The 20,921-nt window shown below is 51.4% G+C and carries 28 protein-coding genes; 4 read left to right on the forward strand and 24 right to left on the reverse strand.

The window, feature by feature from the left end:
* The 6 genes from terL to ABH897_RS16805 all read right to left on the reverse strand — a co-directional run bounded on the left by terL (position 1) and on the right by ABH897_RS16805 (position 4,811).
* Positions 1–1,857, reverse strand: a complete 1,857-nt coding sequence (gene terL, locus ABH897_RS16780; protein WP_404592443.1) for a phage terminase large subunit — start codon at positions 1,855–1,857, stop codon at positions 1–3.
* Positions 1,858–1,875: 18 nt separating this feature from the next.
* Positions 1,876–2,118 (reverse strand): hypothetical protein, encoded by a 243-nt coding sequence (locus tag ABH897_RS16785; protein ID WP_404592444.1) that lies wholly within the window; start codon positions 2,116–2,118, stop codon positions 1,876–1,878.
* 606 nt (positions 2,119–2,724) lie between these two features.
* Entirely contained in the window at positions 2,725–3,126 is a 402-nt protein-coding gene (locus ABH897_RS16790) for a phBC6A51 family helix-turn-helix protein (protein ID WP_404592445.1), read from the reverse strand.
* A 98-nt stretch (positions 3,127–3,224) separates the two neighbouring features.
* Positions 3,225–3,500, reverse strand: a complete 276-nt coding sequence (locus tag ABH897_RS16795) for a hypothetical protein (RefSeq protein ID WP_404592446.1) — start codon at positions 3,498–3,500, stop codon at positions 3,225–3,227.
* A 287-nt stretch (positions 3,501–3,787) separates the two neighbouring features.
* Positions 3,788–4,066 (reverse strand): hypothetical protein, encoded by a 279-nt coding sequence (locus tag ABH897_RS16800; RefSeq protein WP_404592447.1) that lies wholly within the window; start codon positions 4,064–4,066, stop codon positions 3,788–3,790.
* A gap of 595 nt (positions 4,067–4,661) precedes the next feature.
* Positions 4,662–4,811: a hypothetical protein gene (locus tag ABH897_RS16805; RefSeq protein WP_404592448.1), complete on the reverse strand. Its 150-nt coding sequence runs from the start codon at positions 4,809–4,811 to the stop codon at positions 4,662–4,664.
* Positions 4,812–4,965: 154 nt separating this feature from the next.
* Here ABH897_RS16805 and ABH897_RS16810 point away from each other — a divergent pair, with 154 nt between their 5' ends.
* Positions 4,966–5,172 (forward strand): hypothetical protein, encoded by a 207-nt coding sequence (locus ABH897_RS16810; RefSeq protein ID WP_404592449.1) that lies wholly within the window; start codon positions 4,966–4,968, stop codon positions 5,170–5,172.
* 256 nt (positions 5,173–5,428) lie between these two features.
* Here ABH897_RS16810 and ABH897_RS16815 read toward each other — a convergent pair whose 3' ends face one another.
* From ABH897_RS16815 to ABH897_RS16825, 3 genes are all read right to left on the reverse strand, one after another.
* Positions 5,429–5,716 carry a hypothetical protein gene (locus tag ABH897_RS16815; RefSeq protein ID WP_404592450.1) on the reverse strand — a complete coding sequence of 96 codons (288 nt, stop codon included), beginning with the start codon at positions 5,714–5,716 and terminating at the stop codon, positions 5,429–5,431.
* A gap of 55 nt (positions 5,717–5,771) precedes the next feature.
* Positions 5,772–5,987, reverse strand: a complete 216-nt coding sequence (locus ABH897_RS16820; protein WP_137062294.1) for a hypothetical protein — start codon at positions 5,985–5,987, stop codon at positions 5,772–5,774.
* Between the two features lie 98 nt (positions 5,988–6,085).
* Entirely contained in the window at positions 6,086–6,223 is a 138-nt protein-coding gene (locus tag ABH897_RS16825; protein WP_404592451.1) for a hypothetical protein, read from the reverse strand.
* A 158-nt stretch (positions 6,224–6,381) separates the two neighbouring features.
* Between ABH897_RS16825 and ABH897_RS16830 the strand changes: the two genes are divergently transcribed.
* Positions 6,382–6,576 (forward strand): helix-turn-helix domain-containing protein, encoded by a 195-nt coding sequence (locus ABH897_RS16830; RefSeq protein ID WP_262384591.1) that lies wholly within the window; start codon positions 6,382–6,384, stop codon positions 6,574–6,576.
* A gap of 88 nt (positions 6,577–6,664) precedes the next feature.
* Positions 6,665–6,883 (forward strand): hypothetical protein, encoded by a 219-nt coding sequence (locus ABH897_RS16835; RefSeq protein WP_404592452.1) that lies wholly within the window; start codon positions 6,665–6,667, stop codon positions 6,881–6,883.
* Between the two features lie 56 nt (positions 6,884–6,939).
* Here the strand turns inward: ABH897_RS16835 and ABH897_RS16840 are convergent, their stop codons facing one another.
* The 10 genes from ABH897_RS16840 to ABH897_RS16885 all read right to left on the reverse strand — a co-directional run bounded on the left by ABH897_RS16840 (position 6,940) and on the right by ABH897_RS16885 (position 15,188).
* Entirely contained in the window at positions 6,940–7,524 is a 585-nt protein-coding gene (locus ABH897_RS16840; protein WP_404592453.1) for a hypothetical protein, read from the reverse strand.
* A complete protein-coding gene (locus tag ABH897_RS16845) occupies positions 7,515–7,787 on the reverse strand; it encodes a hypothetical protein (protein ID WP_404592454.1) in 273 nt (90 codons plus the stop codon). The genes ABH897_RS16840 and ABH897_RS16845 overlap by 10 nt, the downstream gene beginning before the upstream one ends.
* Complete coding sequence (locus ABH897_RS16850) at positions 7,787–8,179, reverse strand: sigma factor-like helix-turn-helix DNA-binding protein (RefSeq protein ID WP_404592455.1); 393 nt, start codon at positions 8,177–8,179, stop codon at positions 7,787–7,789. Before ABH897_RS16850 ends, ABH897_RS16845 begins: the two co-directional genes overlap by 1 nt.
* 1 nt (position 8,180) lies before the next feature.
* Positions 8,181–8,630: a DNA N-6-adenine-methyltransferase gene (locus tag ABH897_RS16855; RefSeq protein WP_404592456.1), complete on the reverse strand. Its 450-nt coding sequence runs from the start codon at positions 8,628–8,630 to the stop codon at positions 8,181–8,183.
* Positions 8,630–9,877, reverse strand: a complete 1,248-nt coding sequence (locus tag ABH897_RS16860) for an HsdM family class I SAM-dependent methyltransferase (protein WP_404592457.1) — start codon at positions 9,875–9,877, stop codon at positions 8,630–8,632. The genes ABH897_RS16855 and ABH897_RS16860 overlap by 1 nt, the downstream gene beginning before the upstream one ends.
* Entirely contained in the window at positions 9,877–11,253 is a 1,377-nt protein-coding gene (locus ABH897_RS16865) for a DNA-methyltransferase (protein ID WP_404592458.1), read from the reverse strand. Before ABH897_RS16865 ends, ABH897_RS16860 begins: the two co-directional genes overlap by 1 nt.
* Positions 11,254–11,598: 345 nt before the next feature.
* Positions 11,599–12,921, reverse strand: coding sequence for a DNA cytosine methyltransferase (locus ABH897_RS16870; RefSeq protein ID WP_404592459.1), 1,323 nt, complete (start codon positions 12,919–12,921; stop codon positions 11,599–11,601).
* Positions 12,872–13,060 carry a hypothetical protein gene (locus tag ABH897_RS16875; protein WP_404592460.1) on the reverse strand — a complete coding sequence of 63 codons (189 nt, stop codon included), beginning with the start codon at positions 13,058–13,060 and terminating at the stop codon, positions 12,872–12,874. Before ABH897_RS16875 ends, ABH897_RS16870 begins: the two co-directional genes overlap by 50 nt.
* Entirely contained in the window at positions 13,057–13,680 is a 624-nt protein-coding gene (locus tag ABH897_RS16880) for a nucleoside/nucleotide kinase family protein (RefSeq protein ID WP_404592494.1), read from the reverse strand. Before ABH897_RS16880 ends, ABH897_RS16875 begins: the two co-directional genes overlap by 4 nt.
* Positions 13,681–13,685: 5 nt before the next feature.
* Positions 13,686–15,188, reverse strand: coding sequence for a hypothetical protein (locus ABH897_RS16885; protein ID WP_404592461.1), 1,503 nt, complete (start codon positions 15,186–15,188; stop codon positions 13,686–13,688).
* Between the two features lie 50 nt (positions 15,189–15,238).
* On the opposite strand from ABH897_RS16885, the gene ABH897_RS16890 reads away from it, so the two are divergent.
* The gene (locus ABH897_RS16890; protein ID WP_404592462.1) at positions 15,239–15,655 is read left to right on the forward strand and encodes a hypothetical protein; all 417 of its coding nucleotides are present in this window, start codon (positions 15,239–15,241) and stop codon (positions 15,653–15,655) included.
* A gap of 297 nt (positions 15,656–15,952) precedes the next feature.
* Here ABH897_RS16890 and ABH897_RS16895 read toward each other — a convergent pair whose 3' ends face one another.
* The 5 genes from ABH897_RS16895 to nrdJ form a co-directional block, all read right to left on the reverse strand.
* Complete coding sequence (locus ABH897_RS16895; RefSeq protein WP_404592463.1) at positions 15,953–16,591, reverse strand: hypothetical protein; 639 nt, start codon at positions 16,589–16,591, stop codon at positions 15,953–15,955.
* Between the two features lie 13 nt (positions 16,592–16,604).
* The gene (locus ABH897_RS16900) at positions 16,605–17,114 is read right to left on the reverse strand and encodes a hypothetical protein (protein WP_404592464.1); all 510 of its coding nucleotides are present in this window, start codon (positions 17,112–17,114) and stop codon (positions 16,605–16,607) included.
* Between the two features lie 307 nt (positions 17,115–17,421).
* Positions 17,422–18,270 carry a hypothetical protein gene (locus ABH897_RS16905; protein WP_404592465.1) on the reverse strand — a complete coding sequence of 283 codons (849 nt, stop codon included), beginning with the start codon at positions 18,268–18,270 and terminating at the stop codon, positions 17,422–17,424.
* A gap of 194 nt (positions 18,271–18,464) precedes the next feature.
* The gene (locus ABH897_RS16910; protein ID WP_404592466.1) at positions 18,465–18,626 is read right to left on the reverse strand and encodes a hypothetical protein; all 162 of its coding nucleotides are present in this window, start codon (positions 18,624–18,626) and stop codon (positions 18,465–18,467) included.
* 14 nt (positions 18,627–18,640) lie between these two features.
* Positions 18,641–20,920, reverse strand: coding sequence for a ribonucleoside-triphosphate reductase, adenosylcobalamin-dependent (gene nrdJ / locus ABH897_RS16915; protein WP_404592467.1), 2,280 nt, complete (start codon positions 20,918–20,920; stop codon positions 18,641–18,643).
* Position 20,921: the final 1 nt, after the last annotated feature.

Raw genomic sequence — 20,921 nt, forward strand, 5'->3', positions numbered from 1 at the left:
TTACATCCATTTCGGCTTATTCCGGAGCTTCTTCCGCCCCGTCTTCGCAATACTTACGGCCATTTCGAGCGCATCCGGTAAGTCATCGTGGCTACCGGACCCGTACAACTCGAATTGCTCCAGTAATAACGAATGTTTCCGCGAAAACTGAATAGCGCCGCTCTCGATATCCGGGAGCAGCGCTTCTATACGGAGGTCCTTACGGGACCGTTGATGTATTTCCTTAACGCGGGTCTGAGCGGGATAGCCCGCAGTCCTTAACGCTTCCTTTAGCTTCTGGACGAAAAACTCCTGCGCAGCCTGCGCTTCCGCCGCGATTGCTGTCGGCTGGTATTTCAGCGTCTTCTCGACTATCACGCGCATAAACTCGTCTGGCTTAACGCGTTCCCCATACGCATCAATCACGTACTTCGTACCGGATGCTTTATGTCGCGCAATCGTAACCACGGCGGAGTAGTCGCCCCTTGTTTTGCCCATCGCGAAGTCAATTCCGAGGTAAACGTCATACTCGGGAACCGGGCGCGGATATTGCGAGAATACTTCGTCGAGTTTTCCGTCCCAATACGTAAAGGATTCCGGATTGAATATCATGGACTCCTCGTCTACTGGATTGTTCATATACTCCGTGTTGAACGCCTTCGTACCGTTATCCCATTTCCACGTCATCAACTTCCATAGCGGCTGCGCTTCTGGCCACAATACGGTAGCTCCGCGATCCATTTCCGCGCGGTTCATCTCGTAAAGAGAGCGCGCATCGACGGCTCGATTCGGGTTATCTCGGTCGGTATAAACGAGCCGACACGCTTCCCATAAATCCATACGTTCCGGCCATTCGATAACCGCGCGATAAACTCGTGACTTAAAGTCCGACCGCTTGTACAGTACGTTAACGAGTAGCGCCTCGTGATGGACCGTTGTTCCCATGTATACGAAGGCTGTACGCTTACCTTTCGGATCGCCTAGCGGTACGACCGTCTGTGCAAACCAGTCACGCATCTTCTGGCGGAGCTCCGGTGTGGCTGCGTTAGACTTGATGTCCTCCAAGTCGTCACATACGATCAAATCCGGACGGACACCGTTCCAGTTACGTCCACGGAGCGCCTGCCCGGTAGATGCCGCTTCAACCTTCGTGAGCATTTTCGGTATTCCGTTGTCTGTCGGCTCCCACGCGATAAACTCCGAGGAATTATCCTTCGGGTTCTCCTGCTGTTTCGGAGACAATAAAGGACCAAAGTCCCTCCGCAGCTTCTCGTTATGCTTGAGCTGCATTGATATCCAGTCCAGGTTACCGCTCGATACTGCCGGCGTCTCCGATATGATAATTTCGTACTTACGTTTCCGGTACACTATCTCGCGTAGGGGAAACGCCTTTGATAAATACGTTGATTTGGCGTGAGAACGGGGCGCAGCGACTGCGACCTTATCGTTGGTATTAACGTTAGATACATCGTCCATTATCACGGCGATTTCACGGTGAAAATCAGGCGCCTCGTTTACGTCTACGATATCGAAGCCGTCCCAGTTGCCCGCGTTACCCGGATTTTTAGCCTCCGAGAAGTATTCGAGCGCGAACGCAATCAAGTCCGTTTCGGCTTCGTTAATTACGCTTAGCCGCTCGTACTCCGAAAGCTGCGTCTCTATCTCGCGTTGATCCTCGTCACTCAAGGCGGCGATATCTACGCCATCAAGTGCGTCAATTAGCGCGGCCAGTTCGTCAATTTGCGCTTCCCGTTCGTCGCGACCGATCCATTTTCCGTTAACCCAAGCGATAGATACCGCCTCCTCCCTTAGTTTTGACGTAGATTTAGCGTGAAATGAGCCCGTTTCGTATTTTCCGAATAGTCTCGTTAGGGTCAACGTGTTTAAACGCTAATTTCACGTCAATTTATAGGCAAGTGCTGCGAACATAAGCGCGTCATTAGGGTCTGCCGCATATCCGTAGGCAAAATGAAACGGCTCCGACTTGCCGACTCTCGCGTAATACACCGGCCAGTCTTGATCGTAAGTAACGTAGGATTTCGGATGTAGCGTAAGCACCTCCGCCAAACTTTCGAAGTGTTCAGCGAACAATTTAGCGCGATCTTGCGGTGACATATCTCTAAGCTCGAACCAATCCATACGTTGCACCTCCGTAAAAGTCAAAAGTTAATTTTGATACGTGGATTATTTGCGCACCAGATTCCGGGCCGCGCGAGGGGGCGCTTGGGGGTACGGTGATCCTGCGTTGTATTAAAGCGTTAATCAAACGCAATTAAAGCGCAGACTCCCTTCTTCGTTCTCTATTCGTAAAGGTACCGATATACACGGGTATGCACGGACATGTTCACAAAATACACGGTTTTGTGAATATGTCTGCGTCCGGAACCCGCGCCATTACTGCGTTTATTTACGCTGCATAAATCCGCGTTATACATTGCATATACATTTCCAGCGCATAATACGGATAACCCGCGTTGCTATGCGGATTAGCCCCGTTACATACTGGAAGATTATACGTGTATTTCCCGTATCCCCTACCGCGTTTATGCACCGCTTATTCAACGAACATGTGTTCGAGATACGGTCGCATATTCGTAGAGTGACGCGGTGTTTCGGTGAAGTGTACGGGTGTAAATCGGAAAGTTTCGGAGGGGGCGTGCGCCAGGAGCTTCGTGTAGGTAAAACACACCCGATCCGAAAGTATCCGAAGGCACCACGCACAAATCGCTTCTTATATATACGCGCCTATTCCGTATCTTCGGAATCGCTACCCTTACGCACCTTAAACGCCTCAATCCGCGCCCTCAGCGCTTCTACATCCGTAGCATTCGCACCCTTCGTTTCAACCTCGACCTTATCCGTCAGCATCCCGTTAATTTGAAGCACGAGTTTAGCGGCTGCTGCGTTACCCTCACGGATAGCCCATTCCGCCATAGATTCGACTACTTCCGGTAGCTTAGCGCTATTGTTACGGATGATCGCACGCTTTAGCTCCGCATCAAATGTCGGTGTCTTACGCCAGTTCTCTAATGTACGCGCAGTAACTCCGCAGATAGCTGCGATCTCTTCGAACGTCTTACCGCCCTTATTCGGAATAGATAACCACTCGATAGCTACGTATTGTTCAGCCGTTATTTTCTTCGACATATATACGTCCTCCTTCCGTGTTTTTAACGTGTAAATAACGAAAAGAACCGCCTCTCCTACGCTCAGGCAAGGCGTAGAGTAAAGCGGCTCATTTCACGTTATTTTATCGGGTACTTCAACGCTGTATATTCCGTAATCTTATCGACTGTGGAAGCAATATCAATCCGGTTAAGATTGTACGCATATACTCCGTTCTCGTATGTTTCATCGTTACTGCCATCTGCGTTATGACTTACGAATACAAGCGCTGGTATTCCGTTGTTAAATACTAACGCAGGTTTGCCGTCTATTTCCGTCCATGTTGACCGTTCGATACTTACGCCCTCCCTTCGCTCACTGTGCGTTCGCTTTACGCTAGATACCGTATTGTTCACGCTGATTCATAGTGAATCTACGAGAACTAAAGAGATACTGCGCGTCGCTTCGCTCCTTGCCGTCGCCTACCGGCTCCGAACGCGTATAGAGATTATTTATCAATATACTTTTCTGCGTGATCCGCAAGGAACGAAGTGACGCAGCGCTTACCACGTAGTGTGTAAGATAAAGAGTTGCTCGACCCCTAAAACGGCTGAAACCCTTGGCGCTCTAAGGCGAAACCCATTTTTGAACTATGCAGTATTTGATACCCTTTTGGCTCTAACTATGCAGTATTTGATACCCCCTAAAATGGAAGGTCCTCGTCATCCCCGTCAAAAGCCGCTTCAGCAGCGCGTTTGTTCTGCGCAAACTCAAACCGTACACCTTGCGTATACTCGTCATTATCGAACTTCTTACGGTACATCACGTCCGGATTCATGCGGATAACGACCGCACCAAACGCTTCAGAACGCATGACGAAGCCGTTCTTACTCAGATCACGTAAGCCCCGTCGCGCAGTTTGATCGTCAACCCCGATGATTCGCGCGAGTGATGCCTGCGTAATGTGATCAAGCGTACTCACGTCTCTTTCGTCCGGATTCGTACAGAGGTAAAGCATTTCGTAGTGTACATACGGTATCATGCAATATAAAAGGCCCGCCGCCTGAACCGTTAAGTTCTTGACGTCGGACCTCGTTTTTGTTTGGTAAACTTTCGTAAATGATTCGCCTTGTTTAAGCGCGCGTCCGATCGAGTGGTACTCCGAATCGACGGCATATACCTTACGCCTGCCCTCTTTAGCTTCCGTAAGGACTCCGCACTTAGTTAGTGTCCCTATAAGCGCCACAGTCCAGCGTGTAACCTTTCCGATTGCTTTCGCTATCTCAGCGGAACCCATACGCTTTCCCTCGTAATAGAGGTCGCCACCCTTGTCCAATCGCATGTACGGAAGCAGTTTCATCACCGCTCCGAGTTCGTTCAACGAAAGCATTGACGTGAGATTGCGTACGCCGCCGTGGTATGACGTTACGTAGTGCTTCGTGTTGCGCGAGGCTGCGTCCGCTCTTTGCGCGTACTCGCGTTTCCTGGCGATTTCCTCTTCGGATTCAACACGGTAACCGTCAACTGGAACCTCTTGGACCCAACGGCCATCGTCGGTCAGATACGGTTTAATCTCGTTAGCCACCGGCACGCACCGCCTTTTGCGCCGCTTCAAGTTCCCGCAATGCCTGCGTAGCCTTCTTTGCTTCACGTTGGATCGCCTTCAGTCCGGCAAGTGCTTCGGACACATCTACGTTAATTCGCGCGCTGATTTCATTAGCCGCCATGTATACGTCATCCTTTCGTGTTCACGTTTTTACCGATGAGGCGTGCGGAGTGTACCCGCAACGTTCTACTTCCTCAATGTATATAGTCATGAAACCCCTAAAAAAGCAACCATAAGACGAAGGATTTTACGCAAATCCGTCGAAATATTTACGCATGAAAACGCTAATTACTGACGTAGATTTACTCTCCGTGGCACTCACACAAGCACGCGTTACAGTTTACGAAAAGGACGGACGAATTGCAGATTACGGAGGTTTGATCGAAAAGTATACGCCTGAAAGCGTAAAGATAGCGGGAACGTATTTTAGGCGTGGAGAATACGTGTTTAAGGCCGAGAGTGCACGAAAAAAGCCGGAATAACTCCGGCCTAGTGCGTTATAACAGCGTTGAAAGCTCCGCCCACTTCCCGGCGGCGATGCGCACGTACAAGCGGCCATTTGCGTAGCGTCCTGCGCAGAATTTACGTTTATTCATTGCGTAAGCACCTCCGCGTATTATTTATTTCGGAATACAATAACCGCGACAATTATCGAAGCGACTAAAGCCGCAATACCTACGATCCACGTTAACGTATCCATACGATTACCTCCTATAGAGGGGCCGTAGCCCCGTGTTATTAAACAACGCCACCCGCTCTAGAGAATTCTTCACATGCCGTTTGATACGCGCCTTGCCAAGCCAACAGTTCAACTTCCAAGCGTTCGATAATCGCTGCTGTTTCATCCTTATATTCTGCTGGGTACTTCGGATTCGCCAGGCGCTTACGTTCAAGCGTTAAATCAGACTTAATAGTTCCAATCCGCCCGCTTGCAATCCCCACCCTTTTGTCAGCCTCATATGCTGCCTCGCTAGCGAATATTACTGACCCTTGAAATCTTCCGTAGTTCACTGTAATTGTTCCCATATCCTTTATCCCTCCCGCGTAAGGCCGCCGCCAGATTGAGTGGCCGAAGCAACGTCTAAATGTGCTCTGTAGCAGCTATATATTCCTCAAAGCTAATTCCCACCGCATCACGAATTATCCGAGATGCAGAATCAAGCCCGATCATTTCACCAGCTCTTTGCCGATACTCATTTTTATCTGTTTCCTTTGATAAGGATTCGCGTATACGTTTTACTTCCTCATATCGTTCTGCAAGCAATTTTACCAATTCTAGTCCTGTTTCTTTGCACATTTCCAATCCCTCCAATCAATTAGTAGAAACTCAACTGCCAATATGTTAAGATTGGGTGGAGATGGCGCTATACTAGCCGCCACCTCGCAAAGGAATCCTTAACGTCTGCGCCCACCGCGTCGTTTACTGGTTCCTTTTTTCTCTGTCTTCTTACGGCTGGCGTTGTGTACTTGGAGTATAGCCAGTGCTGTGAATAGCTGTATGATTGCCGTAACAAGATTAACCCAATCCTTCATGATGCTGTTCTCCTTTCCGGTGACTCTTTGTATGTGTCACCCTTATATACACATTATACAATAATGTATAATCATTAGTCAATAGTTTTGACAAAAGTTTATTTTTCCTTTATATTAGGTATATAAAAATGTTCGGAGGAGTGGCATAATTGATTAAGGTGACCCCAAAGCTAAGCACTATATTGAAAGAACGCGGACTCACGCAAACTGAATTAGCAACGGCAGCGGGAATCCCGCAGGCAGCTATATCTAGGTTCGACCGAGCCAGCCAAGGAGCATACGCAAACATTATCGCCATTGCCCGCGCGTTAGATGTGTCAGTTGAAGAGTTGTTTGATATAGAAAACGAATAGAATAAATTATTGATTATTCACTTGTGTATAATGTATAATGTATAATTGACTTATGAAGTTAATTTTACTTTTGAAAGGAAGTTATACAATGGAAGAGATAAAGCAATTACTAACAGCCTTAATCGAAAGAGCTGACGTAACGAACGCCAAACTAGACGGTATCGAAATGCGTCTATCCACGTTGGAAGGCGAAGTAAAAGACGCGAAGGAAGAATTAGCAGACGTAAAGGGTAGCGTTGACTTCCTCGTCCACAAAATGGGCGAACACGATCGTGATCTCTACGTTATCAAAACGAAGCAAGGGTAAACAACGAGAGCGCCGCGTAAAAACGGCGCTCTTTTTATTTCCGTTGTATAGTACGGCTACGCTGCGTACAAATTAAGGATCGTAGTACTTTGCGTAAACTCCTCCGTTAGCTCTCCGTAGGTATCGTTAAGGTTGTACGTAATGACCGGACCGGGCGCAGTATCCTTGCGGTATTGTACGGCACGTACTTTATTACGAATCTTCGCGTTCTCGTCAACGTACATTAACTCATCGATGGTCCGAGTACGTCTATTTGGGTATCGGTAGTCCCTGCCGTCGGCTCCGACGCACTGAGCCGCTTCCAGCGATGTCTCCCCGGACATATTAGAATCTTGCCCGCGTCCTCCAAAGCGCCTACGGTCTAACTGCGTACCGCTCAAAATGGGATACTCGTTATGTTTAGTTTTGTGAGGGTTATTATCCCGCAGGTCGTCTAAAAGAATCAGATCGCTAATTCGGTCTAACTGCGTATGATCCGGGCGGCCTCCCGTATATTTTATATAGGCATCGATTATGTTTTCGGCTTTTCTTGTCCTATCTTCGTACGATGTCACAGACGCGCCGGCTAGGTGTAATAGTAAGGTGGTGTACTCCTCGAATTGCGACTTGTATTCCTCCGTAAACACATCGACTATTGACATGCCTCGCCGCTCCTTTGCGATTGTATGGCTTTTTGATATTCGGCATCCGCTTCCGCCCGGACGTAGGTAGCTATGATAAGTCCAGAATCCCCCGAGACATAGTACTTTTTCTTCTTAGCGGCATATTCGTTGATTTGAATGAGAGTAACCCCGCCCTCTTCATACAGAATAACACCGTCGAAACCTTCTTTTGGGTATTCGTAGTAGACCAGTTGTTTTTCTATTGACCGTTCCCGCCACAGTCTTTCTTGGTCACTAATCACTATGCCGCAGCCCCTTCCTCGGAATATTCGCACATAACTTCTCCGTAATCCCAACGCTGATACACCGCCACAATCTTGTCGACAGCTTCATCCGCTAGTTTCGCGACAGTCTGCCGCAGGACGCCCATAATAGCCGCCGCTTCCTTTTGCGTAAGGTCAACGCCATAAACCCACGCAATAGCTTCCGTTTGCCTCTCCGTCAAGCCTGCGGAATTAATAGCGCTATGCAGGTCGATGAGTATATCGCTAGCTGCCGTATCGCCACGGAAGCGCGCGGAGCTGATCCGGTGACGGTCGCGGAGTAAAGAACGTACCCCCGCCGCGTCGTTGAGTGCGTATTTTACCGCGTAGCTGCGGTCAGATTTTGCGATGTCTACTTTAACGTGCCCCATGTTATGCTGCCTCCTTTGTTTGTTGGCTAGCTGCTCGCCAAATCACAAGAACGGACGGGAAGGGTGCCGAGTTCTTAGCGTCACCGAACTTCAGCCGTCCACGAATGAACCTGAGTTCCGCCTTCCCATAACAATAGTCATGAAACCACGCAGTATCCGTCCGTGCAGGAAGAAGCCCAACTACGGTAGCACCAGATAATGACGATTCATACGCCTTCCTCACCCAATTATTGATTGTTCGCCCATAGGGTGGGTTCATCCAACATGTCCCCACCCATTCCTGCTTCAGTCCGTCCATTTCCGGAGAAAAGAACCTACGACACTTGGTGTTATCCGGGAGCGCACAGACGTCGACATCGAATGAAAACTCCGCGTCTATCTCGGCATAGAAGTCACGCGGTGTTGCGTGTAAATCTGTTTTCGAAGAGAACATTAGATCAGCATTGAACATCAGGCCGCCTCCTTTGTTTGTTGCGCTAGTCCTTCGTAATATTCGTCAACAATGCGATCCGCCCACGTGAAATCAAACGTACTTACTCCGTCAATTTCCTCGCCAGCCCCAAGCGTGAGCTCGTTCCAGCGATAGGGACCGTCCGGATACGTATTTGATGCGTCCCGGTAGCCATCGCATGTATCGTTACCATGCGAAAACATAAACGCTGACACGTCTTTAACGTCGTGCCACGACGGAATATGCGGATAAAGATTCTCGCGGACCAGCGTATCGGCAAAGTCTTCGAGCAACTCGTCAAGCTGCGTCCGACCGTCTCCCCATTCCAGCGGAGTTGGCGTGCCTTTACTGTCATAGCCAATGTCCGTAATCTTTGCGAAATAGGACGCCGGCTGCCCTGTGAGGAACTTCGCGTCAAACTGCGTAATATCATGACCCCCGCGTCGAAAATACGAAAACCAGCGCTTCGTGGCCGGCTCAACCATCGGAGTTCCTGGCGGTGCTTTCCGTACGATTAATATCTGCGTCTCAATCGTCGTACCCGTCAATGCGAATGTCTCGCCGGGCAACCCGATAGTCGCTACGTGCCAACACGTTTTATAGAGTAGTTGGCGCACCTTTTCCGCATAATTCGCGTAGTTGAGGCCTAACGGGAGCACGAACGCGATGTAGCCTCCGGGCTTGACCGCTTTGATTGCGAGTTCAATAAACGCGACCTCCGACTTGCCTTTCGCGCGGCCTTTCGTAATTCGCAATGTCTCGAACGTATCCGGTAGATCGGTCGCTGCTATATCGAGATTGACTCCGTACGGGGGGTTACCGATCACATAATCGTAGTAATCGCGCTGAGCGTGCAGGAACGCATCGCCTGTTATTACATCGGCGTGCGGATAAATAAGCGATGCCACCTTTGCGCTTGTTTCGTCCAGTTCTAGCGCTGTGATTTCCGTGTTGTCCGGCATATGTTCGATGAATACGCCGGAGCCTGCGGACGGTTCGAGAAAACGCGCAGCAGGTGGAAAAGAACCGCCGGATAACCCGCATAACGCTTCGACAATAAACCGTGCAACGTGCGTCGGCGTGTAAAACGCGCCTCCTGCGTATGCATTCGGCAATAACCCGCCAGTTGACGTGTAGTTATCGCGGAGAAACTGAACGTCCTCCTCCGTTATTTCTTCGCGCGGCTTCGCAACAATCGCCATTGAACGGACGTTACCGTCCCATCTTGCTCGCGATGCTTTTCCCACTAAGCCGCCTCCTCTTCCGAAGCTTCGACGCGTGATCGGATAATCTCTACGTATTCCGGCTCGCGTTCAACCCCGATAAATCCGAAGCCCTCACGCTTGGCCGAAACTAGCGTGGAGCCGCTCCCTGCGAACGGATCGAGAACAGTACCGCCGGGCGGCGTTACCAAGCGCACGAGCCACGCCATGAGGTCGGTCGGCTTGACAGTTGGATGCGTATTGCCTACGCCTCTATCGCGTTTGCTCGCCTTTTTGCTGACGCTTTGCGGTGCTACATTGAAGTACGGAGAGTAAAACGCGTCGTCGCCCGTTGTGACGCAATTTGCGGGGAACCGCCCGGAGTCATGGGTCGTGTACGCCAGTCTTTCCGCAAACTTACCGTAAATTCCGGCGGTTACATCCGAGGGTTCGTCACCGCTAACACCGTATTCGGTACGGTCGCCTTCTACCCGCCCGATTCTGCATCCGTCAATATTAATTACACCCGTGCCGAACTTCTCGACCGTTTCCGCGACGGTTCCGGCGAGCGGCTTTCTGGCGACTATGATCGGTTCGTGTGCGGGCTTGAGCGCCGTTCCCCACCCGTCCCATTTGCGAGCGAGATCGGTCGTTCGTGAACGGATAAGCTTATCGTTAAATGAGAACCTATGATCTCCGAAACCTCCCGGAGTTCCCGCGTACTCCCCCACAATCTCGGCATTTTCCCACGCGTCGCCCGGCTTACCCTTACGACCATTCAGTCGCCAAACTTCCGCGTCCATTTTGTCAGATAAGAATAAGAACTCTTTGAGAAACATGTACTTATCCCATGGCGGTACTTGCGTGTTTCTATGAGGACTAAACCAGTATTGGGAGACGTTAGACGTTCCGAAGTGGTCGTCGATAGCCGTTCGAGTTTTACCGCTCGCTTCTAGCTTTTCGCGTAAATACACCGCGACGGACCGAATCGCCTCCGAGTCCTCCTTTCGTCTCCGGTCGAACGCCTTCCCGACGTCCATAGACTTCGGAAATCCGCTGAAATAAAGCCATTCGATAACGTCGCGGATCTCGAATCCACCGAGTCGCAACGCAATCGTCATCAAGTCCTGCGTTCGGGTTCCGGCGAATACCAACGCATGGCCACCTGGCTTGAGGACGCGGTAAACCTCTTTCCAAACGTCCGGATGCGGCACGAACGAATCCCACGACTTACCCATGAATCCACCGTGTCCGTGATCGTATGGCTCACCGGCTATCCATTTCGTGAGGACTTCCGTTATATTCGGTTCTTTAGAGAGGCCATACGGCGGGTCGGCTACGACCGAATCCACGCTATTGCTCGGCATCTCTCGCAAAACTTCGAGACAATCGCCTTGTATCACCTTACCGTTCACTTCCATATAAGCGCCTCCCCTTTTTCCGTAACGAGCGCGGCATCAACATACTTACGCTAAGTCACTAAGTACGCCGAGCCGCCGCTAGTCTATTGCGAATTATTCATACGTTGATTTTTGCAAATACTTTACGTGACTTCTCCGTTCTTGCCCGCGACGCCACGCTCATGTACTACGTTACACTCGACCCAGGCGTGTTCACACGAGCTATGCACGAGGATAGGCTCCGGGTCGTATACGCTAGTTACCGAAGCACCTACGTATATCTCGCCGCCACACCAAGCGCAGTGAGCGGAAATACGCGGCTCGTCGCGCAGGCCCGGCGGCTGAAAGCGATCAAACGCGCTCATATCACGCCGCCTCCTGCAAATCCTGCGCCAAGGCTGCATTAAGTTGCCCCGCCAGCGCGACTCCGATTAGGTAGGAGACGCGCGATGCGACTCCGTTACCGACTATGCGGTATTGAGCGCTTAGAGATATATCCGAAGGCAGTACGTACCAGTCAGGTACGGATTGGATACGTAAGCACTCGCGGACGGTAAAGCGGCGTGTTTGCGGTTTTGATTCCGGGTGTACGCCTTCATTACGAGCGTGCCCGCCGACTGTAGCGCCCGGCGTATCCCACGAAGCCTGACGATTAGCCTTTTCGTATGTCCAGTCGGGGTTTACGTTATCGAACAGGTGTCCCTCGTGATTGTCCGGTCCCGGATGTATTTCGGCGTGATCCAATCGGTTCGTACATACTGTTTTAGCGGGCGTATCCCAATCCGCCTTATATGCGCGTTGGTTGTATATGCCCTCCGCACGCTTAACCGTTGTAGCCTGCGTTTGAATATGCGCATTAACGCCCGTATTCGGCTCCGGTAAATCCCCAATCACATCACGCAATACCTGTGTCCGATATTCCCCCGCACTCGGCTCCGGAAACTTGAACGTGAATCCCAAGTCCTTACGGATTCCCACCGCAATCACGCGTTCGCGCTTTTGGGCTACCCCGTAGTCCCAGGCATTAACTACTCGCCAAGAAACGTCGTAGTTAATAGATTCAAAATATGCGAGTAGAGCGTCAAAAGTAGGGCGGTGCTTTTTAGATACGAGTCCCTTGACGTTCTCGAATACGAATGCTTTCGGCTGCTTACGTTCGATAATCGACAGGTACGTCCAAACGAGCTTACCGCGCTCGCCCTCTTCGCCTGCGCCCGTTCCTGCGACGCTGTAGTCCTGGCACGGCGGCCCTCCTGCGATAATGTCAGCGTCAGGTATCTGCGATTGGATATCGTCACTCGTTATGTCTCCACACACAGCGTGATCGCCTATGTTATGCGCGTAGGCTTGCGCCGCCCGTTTATCGAAATCGTTAGCGAATGTTAGCGTGTAGCCTGCGGATTTAAGACCGACCGCCATGAGACCACCGCCGCAGAATAGCTCGGCAACCGTTAAGCCGTTCGAAGGCAATTGAGGAGTTACGTTGTAGTTTCGTATGGATACCGTCTCCTTTCCGTTTGGTAGTACAAGTCCGTTCGGAGCGCCCTTTGCCCATTGCGTAAGCACCGCAGGACTCGGCTGGTCGAACGTGGCAATTGGGTGCTTACGTATATAGTCCGCGTATCCACCCTCCGCGAATTTATCCGCCACATGTTCGCTCAGCGGTTTCGGATCGTGATTCGCTATCATCCTCGCTGCCCCCCTTCCCGTAAACACTACGCAGGGCAGCCGCATAGCCCACACCATACCCTACGTCATATCCACGTGAATATCCGTTGTTAGCCGCTTCTTCTACCGCTTTGCGTACACGCTCCTCAAACGTAGTCATTCCGGCCACTCTCCGGACAAGTACGCGACGATCTCGTCAATCTGCGCATGGAGTGCGTCGAGGCTCCCGCTGTTGTCGACCGTGAAGTCCGCTGCGAAACCGTCGAGTGCCGTTTCCGTGTCATGCGCGAGGTCAGCGTAGTTAAACACGTCGCCAGATTTGATAGCGCGGTCGATACGTACGGCGTCTGGTGCTTCGACGCGGATGAGTACGTAACCTGCGGACTGGAGCGCTGCGTATTCGTTTGGCTGTCTGCAATCGCTGACGACTGCGTGGAATGGACGAGCAGGTACGGAAAGCACGACCTCACCGTTCGTTACAAAATCGTGGGCTCTCCGTAGCTCCTCCGGAATGCTGTCGCGGTTCTGCTCGATCGCTTCGAAACACTTGCGGACCCAAATGTCCGGATCACGCTCACGCATCGTCTGTCCGAACCACTGGTAAAGTTCGCGCGGCTTCTCATCGGGCGCAGGCTCACCGAATAATTCGTGAGCGTAACGTTTAAGTTCGTCGCCAAACACGAATTGCGTGTAACCGTAGTTATCCGAAATATAACGAGCTACTTCGTCCTTGCCGCTTCGGAGGCGTCCGAGAAGTCCGATGTTAGGTAGCGTAGTCATTCCGCTCAAGCTGCCTCCTCCTCGCGGGTGTCGTCGATAACTCTTACATACTTAGCGAATGACCACACGCCGCCGTCCCTACGGCTAGCGCGAACACTTGGGAAGAGGACTCCATGCTGTCCATCATCGCGGTAATCAATCTCGTCAACATAACCGGATGCGTCGGCTCCGAATCCGAACGTACCTTTAACGAAGTCACCAACGCGAACCTCTGTAGGCTGCGGTACGTTCAGGTACTCCGCAGGTACTTCGAGACCAAGCGCACGATACAGCGCTATTACCTTACCGATGTGCGTGTTAAATACGTCGCCGGATGTGCACTTTGCTACGCCGCGATAATCCACTCTGTGGCTGTCGAGATAGCGTATTAAAGCGATGACTGTACGTTTATTCCGATCTACAACGTAATCTACGTAGTGAAGCGGAGTTGCTCCGTATTTCTCGCAACCTCGCGGCCAGAATGAGGAGGCCCCCTCGCACGCAAACCACGACTGTTGCTTGTTTTCCAACCGCTCAACGTCAGCCTTCGCGCGCTCAACGATATCGTCCCGACGTTGTTGACGCTCAGACCTTGACACGCTAACCTCCGCAGGCGTCGCGGGTTGCGTTTTTAATTCTTTCAGCGCAGCAACTCTCGTTTCGAGTTTTCGAACATCGTACGCAACGGCTTCGTCCATAATGTCGATATCCTCACGCGCCACTTTAACCTGTGTCTCAAGCGTTGACACACGCTCACTCAACGCATCTAGTCGTAAGGCTAACGCGCCGATCGTAGCGGCCGCTTGATCTTGCGCAGACTGTTCGGATAGGAGTGGCGCGGTGGTTAACGGTTCAAGTACGCGATAATCTCCGTCAAGAATGTACCAACCGTTAACGCCCGCCCGGTCAGGCAAGCGCGAATCTACGTCTCCGATTTCACCGATCGTGTGGCGGAAGTAACAACCCGCTGACTTCGTTTTATTCGAGCTAACGATGATTACGCGCTCTCCCGACGTTGCCTTACGGTCGACCATGCGGAATCGTTCCGTACCGCTGGTACGTTCCTTAATCGGAAGGTGTACGATATCCGTCGGTTCGAGGACTACGTAATCGTCATGACTCGGGTTCAACACGGAACCGTCCTTCCACTTTCCGGTTGTTTTTACGTTGAGGACAAATACGTCCGTCACCTCATGTATTGTTCCGCGGAAATCCTGTCCAAAGAAGGCGCCGCGGCCCGCTGTAACTTTAATACGTTCACCTTCGGTTGCTTTCCGTTTAACTTCGCGATATTCGCGCTCGATGCCGCCGAGGGATTCGTCTGGCAAAACCGTTATATTCCCGCTGCCCTCGTCCGTTTCAAGTATGAACCAGTTACGGTAACTGTCCCCACCGGAGTCCGGAAGCTTCGTGTAGCCCCCGAAACCACGGATCGTATATAAACGATCATCTTCGTGAATAATCTCGTAACGCTCACCTACCGTTTGTCCAGCTACACCAGCCGTGTGACAACGCAAATACTTCGTCATATAATCCGCTCCTTTATGGTTTCCGATATATTAAATAAGGGGGAATAGCAATGAATGAAAAAGAAGAAGAGAAAATTAATAGGATTAAATTGATTTGTAAGAATTATGAAACGACGAGTGATTCAGACTTAAAAGTTCTCGAAAAGTATTACCTTGCTGAGGAAGATTCAGCGAAACAAATGTCCTTGTTAGGGTCTTTGATAGCATACGTGATACCGCTAGTGTTACTTACCGTGAATAGGCTCTTAGGCGACGGACGAGACTGGACTGCGATATTCATAGCTGCCGCTTTTTTCGTAGGGGTATTCGGAACTCTAGTAACAGCAACGGGTCTTCATTGGAGAGCTGCGACAAGCCTACGCGCTGTCCAACTCGTTATTGAAGAACGCGAACGTTTAGCCGCCGCTTCCCAAAAACAACCGCCCGCCGAATATCCTTTACGTAGACGTCGATATGTCCGTCAGTAATCCGACCACCTCGGTCCCAACACGTTCGAACTCCGACGCCTTCGATATCAACACGTGTACCGAACGGAATGGACTTCGGACAAGCTGCGGTTACTCTGTTCTTGACGCGCCTACCTGATGCAGTAATGCCGTGTGTTGGCGTGAATCCATCACCAAGCGCGTACGCAGTGACTACGTAAGTAGAAGACGGGGAATTGCCTGTTTTCTCCGTCTTTACTACGGGCGTGGGTGTCGGCTCGTACGGTGGATTGATTGCGACTACTGCTGCGATTATAAGTTCGATGAATGTACGCGAGACTACGCCACCTCCTTGAATTGCGCCTCCACTTGCGCAAGGATTGCGACTTTCGCTTCGGCTGGCGTAACTTTTCCGCAAGTGCGCACCCACGCCGGGTGTGTCGGATTTAGAACGGGGCAGACACGTAGTGAAAGCTCGTCATCGTCCGGATCTATGCTGTCAATGACAACGATGTCTCCCACGGCTAGTTTTTCCGAACCGCCCGTATTGATCACACGCGCATAATCGCCGACCTTCAGCGTCTTCTCGTCCGCTAACTTCGCTTCGAGTTCCGCTATGGTTGCGATAATATTAGCGAGTTCTTCACGTCTGGCTTCGAGGAGAGTTTCCGTTGAGGCTTCGCACGGCTCATACACGTTAAAATCATGTGCGTACGCTCCGTAGACTCCCGCAGCTTCGCCGCCACGTCCCACATCGGTTATTACGCGGACGTCTCCCGCGTTGTCCGTGAATGACGCATTACCTTCATATAAGCGGTCAATTAGAAAGCAGTCTCCTTTATCAATGTCCCAATAATCGCCTGAGGACACCACGATATCTCCTACCTTCGCCATACCCTTCACGTTAACGAATTTAACGCCTTCATACTCAATTACGCGAGGCTCTACTCCCCGAATAACTCCGTTTAACTTCGCCATTCTCCCCACGCTCCTATTCGAATAAATTTACGTCGACCGTTTCGATAATCCGCGAATCGTTCAAATCGTTGACGAGTACGCTATTTTCCCGTGAATTAACGTTGACCGCCGCTGTTAACGTATCACCGTCGAGTCGGTCTGATCCGAGCCCTGCGATGATGACGCCGCTAATCTCACCGCGCCGAGCTGCGGCCACCCAAGCTTCGAGTACGTCGGCGACTGCGTTTGGAAACGGGATGACTTCGGCTAGTTGCGGCTCGGTTACGGGCTCAATCTCGAATACGCTTCGCAACAAATACGACATTTCCGATTGTGACTTCGAGACTGACGTACCCTGCGTAGGATTCTCCGCTTTGAAGTATGACGCGTAGACGCCTCCGCCGGAAGCTCCGCCCTTGTGTTCGATACCCGTTGATAGCTGAATTTCGTCTCCAACACGCCAGTCAGCGAAAGTCTTAGCGCGAGTCTTACGTTTAATGGCCGCGATTTTGTACCGTGCGCTTGTTAACGTTATTTCGTTCATATTACGCCTCCTATCGTGTAGCCTCGTGAATTACAAACGCCCAAAACAACGCGCAGCCTGCGAGAACTGCTGTGCGGATGAATCCGATTGATGCTCGTTTCAATTAACCGTCGCCTCCTGCCAAGTTTCGGAAGCTTTGCGCAAACCCTCGATAGCTTCTTCCGCTGTAACCCCCGTATGTCCGAAGCCGCCCGTCTCGATGAGATTGATGCGAGGAATCGGAAGAATGAACGCCTGAGCTACGCGATCGCCTTTGCGGATGATACATTCGCCGCTGAGCAGATTAACCCCAACGGCCTCACTTCCGTCAATAAACGTCGGTGTCGTCGATGATTACACAGTCCTCGATACGTGCCCAATACTCGAACCCATCCGAGAGGAGATGCGTAAACCCACTCTCCGGGCTATCAAACCGATGTCCAGTTGCTGCTCGATGCGTTGGCCTAACCGCATGCACGGTAACTTTCTCGCGAACCGCCTGAGATAGGACAATATGTCCTCTGCGTAAATCATCCGGTTTCGGCGCGTCCGTATACACGCTCGGCACCGTCAGGCCCAACGCGCGGCGGAGTGCGATCGCCTTGCCGATTTCTGCGTGGAATACGTCGTCAGGCGCAGCTTTTGCGATGCCTTTTTCGAAGATTTCGTTGCCGTAGATGCCCCGCACCAGTGCGGTAACAACGCGTTTATCTCGGTTAACGTGAAATTCCGGCTTTGAAGTGAGCATATTAAACGTACGGTTCCCGTCTGAATTAGCGCGATCACTACACATTTTCCGAGCCAACTCCGCAACGTCAGCACGTGCCTTTTCGATAACGGCTGCGCGGGTTAATACGGCTGGCTCCGTTTTAGTTACGTTAGATGCGCTGTCTCCGAGAATAGTGCGAATCGTATCGGCGTTGTCGCGGATGAATTGCGTAAAAGCGTCGGCTAGGGCTTCGTCAGAACCTAACGTCGCTACCGGTTCGAGTACGACGTATTCCCGATGAAAGACGCCGCGTCTGTTTCCGTTGATGTTGACGAATACTCCGCTACCTTCGACTTTAAGGACAGTTCCCTCGTCGCCATCTCCGTAGCCGTGCGCGAATTGCGGATTCACGATCTTGATCCGTTCTCCTACGGTTGCCTTACGGTTAACCTCACGATAATTCGTCATAATGCGAATCGCCTCCGTTTTAGTTATTCGGCGGTTGTTTCCGCCTTACACTACGTTTGTTTCCAGCGGAATGTATTTCGCACAGTTGAGCGTAATGTTTTCCGCCTTTCATCTACTTCAACGGATGAGAAATGCGTCTCGCACACTTTTACGAAAATAAAAAAAAAAAACGGAGAAGCCCGAAGGCCCTCCGTTTACTTCCGACGCTTATCCGGTGCTCTCGCTGGTACCATCCGCATTAGCGCGTCAATCTTCCGCAGCTCTGCATCTGTTAGGTCGTCAAACTCCGATGCGTGGCGGAGAAACGGGTGTAACCGGAACGTCCGTAACATCTCGCACATAATTACCGAAGACATACGCATACCTCCGTTTATCTAATCGGACACGCGCCGCCCTCACATCCGTCCATCCCGTCAAGGTCGGATTCGCCCGTGGTTTCGTAACGTTGTAGCAGCGCCATATCGAACGGTCGCATAGCCGCGGAGAGCTCCTCGTACTTCTCGCGCGTAATCGCTTCGTACGGTGCGAGGTCGTATGACCCACCGTCTAGCGCCAGGAAAGACACCGCCGTAAACTCGTCCCAACGCGAATATACGATTTCCTCGGCGATCTCCCACTCGTGCGGGCGCACCGTGATCGTATTAGACGAATTATGTTCGGTATAATAACGCTGAAAATCGAAATACGTATCGAGTTGTTCCGCTGCGCTGACGTCATCCTTCGTACGTGTTGCGCCAGAAGCGACCGGAAAGTCGATGACGTACGTACGGGCATTTCTCATCCGCTCGTCATGTGTTTCGCCAGGCGTACCGACTTCGGGGTTTACCGTCCAGCCGAGGTCGATAACGGCTTTAGCAAGTGGGTCAGCCGCGTTAATGCGAATACGGCGAATGTAATACGGTGAGTGCGACCAATGTAAACCGGACGAGACCCCGCCAGCTACCTGTGAAATCGTCCCTTCCGGCTTGACCGTCGTAATGAGGAGCGGTGCAGATACGCGGAGTTCTTTTGCGTAACGGTCGGCTTCAGTACGCGCGATTGCGCCTAGTTCTTCTAACGTCTCCGCCTCGTACCCGTTAACCTCTCGCGCTACTGCGGCAAACGCGTCCTTAACGCCTGTGAGTGATGTTCCGAGTAGCCTATCGCGCTGTTGAACTGTATCCCAATGCGGGATCTCAAGCTCCGCGAGGGTCATACGCATACCACATCGAGCGGACAAAGCTAGCGCCTCCTTCAGCGCGTCCCAATCGAATGTTGCATCTGCGCGCACAAACGCCGTCATGTTAACCGTCGTTAAGTTACATACGCCGTACGAGTCGAGGAGTATTTCCGCACATGGGTTTAAGCCTTCCGCATTCGGACGACGTCTACGCGCTTCCTCCAGATTTACGAAGCCCGGCTCGCCTTCCGCCTGCATCATCGTGAATACAAGGTTAAGGAACTCACGCGAAGGTTGCTCCGTAAATGCGATCGAGTTATTCGACATCCGGCGATGATGCAACGGACGGGCATTCGGATCGAACGTCGGTAAGCTCTCCAGGAATCGCGCCTCCTTTTCGAGACCGAGCGCGCGAGTCTTTTCGATTACCTTCGCGTGCTTATCTGCGTCCCAAATACCGTTGAGTCCGTACTTTGCGAAGATACATTCGTAGTCATCTGCGTCCATAAGGAAGATTTCCGCAGTACGTCGCACGCCCCCGACCACAACGTTATTACCGATGAGATTACCGATATCGAGAATATGGATCGGACGTACTCGCTGGTACCACATTGGGTGTCCGTGCTGTAGCGTCAGCCCCGTCGGCTCGTGGTAAAACGGAACCATTAAGTCATCTAGCGGAGCCAGCCCCGGATCGATTTCGTTTTTAAGTACGCGATCAATCCCTGCGAACATTTCACGTAAAGGCTCCGGACCGGATGCCGTACCTCCGAAAGTGTTCAAACGCTCACCGTTAGGGCGTACGGAATTGTACGAAATCTTGATCGTATGAATGTGTTCATACTCGCGTTTCGTCAAGATATCGAGGTACACGCGCAGAGATTCGACCCATCCTTCCTTCGAGTCGCCGACGTAAATCTTCGCGTATCCGTTCTCCATGTCTCGAAGCTGCGTCTGCTCGTAGCGTGCGGCCTTTGGAACGGGCTCATACTCCGAATGAAGTAGCGTTGTGTTAGTACGGATAGGTGCGAGATTGGCCGCCATTTCCTTCGTACATTTGAAGCCGGTACCGGTGCCGACAAGCAACAAGTAAAACATATCACCGAGGTCCGACCACGACACAATATTAAGGAAAGAACAGTTAAAATTCGCCAGTGGGAACTTCTCGGCTACACCGTTCTCCGCACCACCTACCCACAATGTCCGTCCACTGAGGAACTGCCGCAAATGGAACATATTTTCGAATAGTAGCTCCGCTTCTTTCCGATGCCACTCGAAGTCCGCACCGTATCCGATTTGGTCCATATGCTTAACGCCGAGGCCGACGTTATATTCCGTAGCGCGTCTGACGGTTTCTTTCCACGTTTCGCGTCGGCCTTGTTCCGGGAGCCAGCGCGAGTATGTTCGTAAGTAAACGAAATGGCCGAGCGGATTCATTTCCGCAGGAAAGTCCGGGTATCGTCCAATAAACTCATCCGTTAATAATTGCATG

It is taken from the genome of Paenibacillus sp. RC73 (assembly GCF_044908085.1).
Taxonomy (GTDB): domain Bacteria; phylum Bacillota; class Bacilli; order Paenibacillales; family Paenibacillaceae; genus Paenibacillus; species Paenibacillus terrae_A.

Excerpts from the sequence above, each read along its gene's own strand:
- ABH897_RS16785 (WP_404592444.1), bottom strand. The coding sequence starts at position 2,118 with ATGGATTGGTTCGAGCTTAGAGATATGTCACCGCAAGATCGCGCTAAA.
- ABH897_RS16790 (WP_404592445.1), bottom strand. The coding sequence starts at position 3,126 with ATGTCGAAGAAAATAACGGCTGAACAATACGTAGCTATCGAGTGGTTA.
- ABH897_RS16805 (WP_404592448.1), bottom strand. The coding sequence starts at position 4,811 with ATGGCGGCTAATGAAATCAGCGCGCGAATTAACGTAGATGTGTCCGAA.
- ABH897_RS16810 (WP_404592449.1), top strand. The coding sequence starts at position 4,966 with ATGAAAACGCTAATTACTGACGTAGATTTACTCTCCGTGGCACTCACA.
- ABH897_RS16815 (WP_404592450.1), bottom strand. The coding sequence starts at position 5,716 with ATGGGAACAATTACAGTGAACTACGGAAGATTTCAAGGGTCAGTAATA.
- ABH897_RS16820 (WP_137062294.1), bottom strand. The coding sequence starts at position 5,987 with ATGTGCAAAGAAACAGGACTAGAATTGGTAAAATTGCTTGCAGAACGA.
- ABH897_RS16825 (WP_404592451.1), bottom strand. The coding sequence starts at position 6,223 with ATGAAGGATTGGGTTAATCTTGTTACGGCAATCATACAGCTATTCACA.
- ABH897_RS16835 (WP_404592452.1), top strand. The coding sequence starts at position 6,665 with ATGGAAGAGATAAAGCAATTACTAACAGCCTTAATCGAAAGAGCTGAC.
- ABH897_RS16840 (WP_404592453.1), bottom strand. The coding sequence starts at position 7,524 with ATGTCAATAGTCGATGTGTTTACGGAGGAATACAAGTCGCAATTCGAG.
- ABH897_RS16850 (WP_404592455.1), bottom strand. The coding sequence starts at position 8,179 with ATGGGGCACGTTAAAGTAGACATCGCAAAATCTGACCGCAGCTACGCG.
- ABH897_RS16855 (WP_404592456.1), bottom strand. The coding sequence starts at position 8,630 with ATGTTCAATGCTGATCTAATGTTCTCTTCGAAAACAGATTTACACGCA.
- ABH897_RS16865 (WP_404592458.1), bottom strand. The coding sequence starts at position 11,253 with ATGGAAGTGAACGGTAAGGTGATACAAGGCGATTGTCTCGAAGTTTTG.
- ABH897_RS16870 (WP_404592459.1), bottom strand. The coding sequence starts at position 12,921 with ATGATAGCGAATCACGATCCGAAACCGCTGAGCGAACATGTGGCGGAT.
- ABH897_RS16875 (WP_404592460.1), bottom strand. The coding sequence starts at position 13,060 with ATGACTACGTTTGAGGAGCGTGTACGCAAAGCGGTAGAAGAAGCGGCT.
- ABH897_RS16880 (WP_404592494.1), bottom strand. The coding sequence starts at position 13,680 with ATGACTACGCTACCTAACATCGGACTTCTCGGACGCCTCCGAAGCGGC.
- ABH897_RS16885 (WP_404592461.1), bottom strand. The coding sequence starts at position 15,188 with ATGACGAAGTATTTGCGTTGTCACACGGCTGGTGTAGCTGGACAAACG.
- ABH897_RS16890 (WP_404592462.1), top strand. The coding sequence starts at position 15,239 with ATGAATGAAAAAGAAGAAGAGAAAATTAATAGGATTAAATTGATTTGT.
- ABH897_RS16895 (WP_404592463.1), bottom strand. The coding sequence starts at position 16,591 with ATGGCGAAGTTAAACGGAGTTATTCGGGGAGTAGAGCCTCGCGTAATT.
- ABH897_RS16900 (WP_404592464.1), bottom strand. The coding sequence starts at position 17,114 with ATGAACGAAATAACGTTAACAAGCGCACGGTACAAAATCGCGGCCATT.
- ABH897_RS16905 (WP_404592465.1), bottom strand. The coding sequence starts at position 18,270 with ATGACGAATTATCGTGAGGTTAACCGTAAGGCAACCGTAGGAGAACGG.
- ABH897_RS16910 (WP_404592466.1), bottom strand. The coding sequence starts at position 18,626 with ATGTCTTCGGTAATTATGTGCGAGATGTTACGGACGTTCCGGTTACAC.
- nrdJ (WP_404592467.1), bottom strand. The coding sequence starts at position 20,920 with ATGCAATTATTAACGGATGAGTTTATTGGACGATACCCGGACTTTCCT.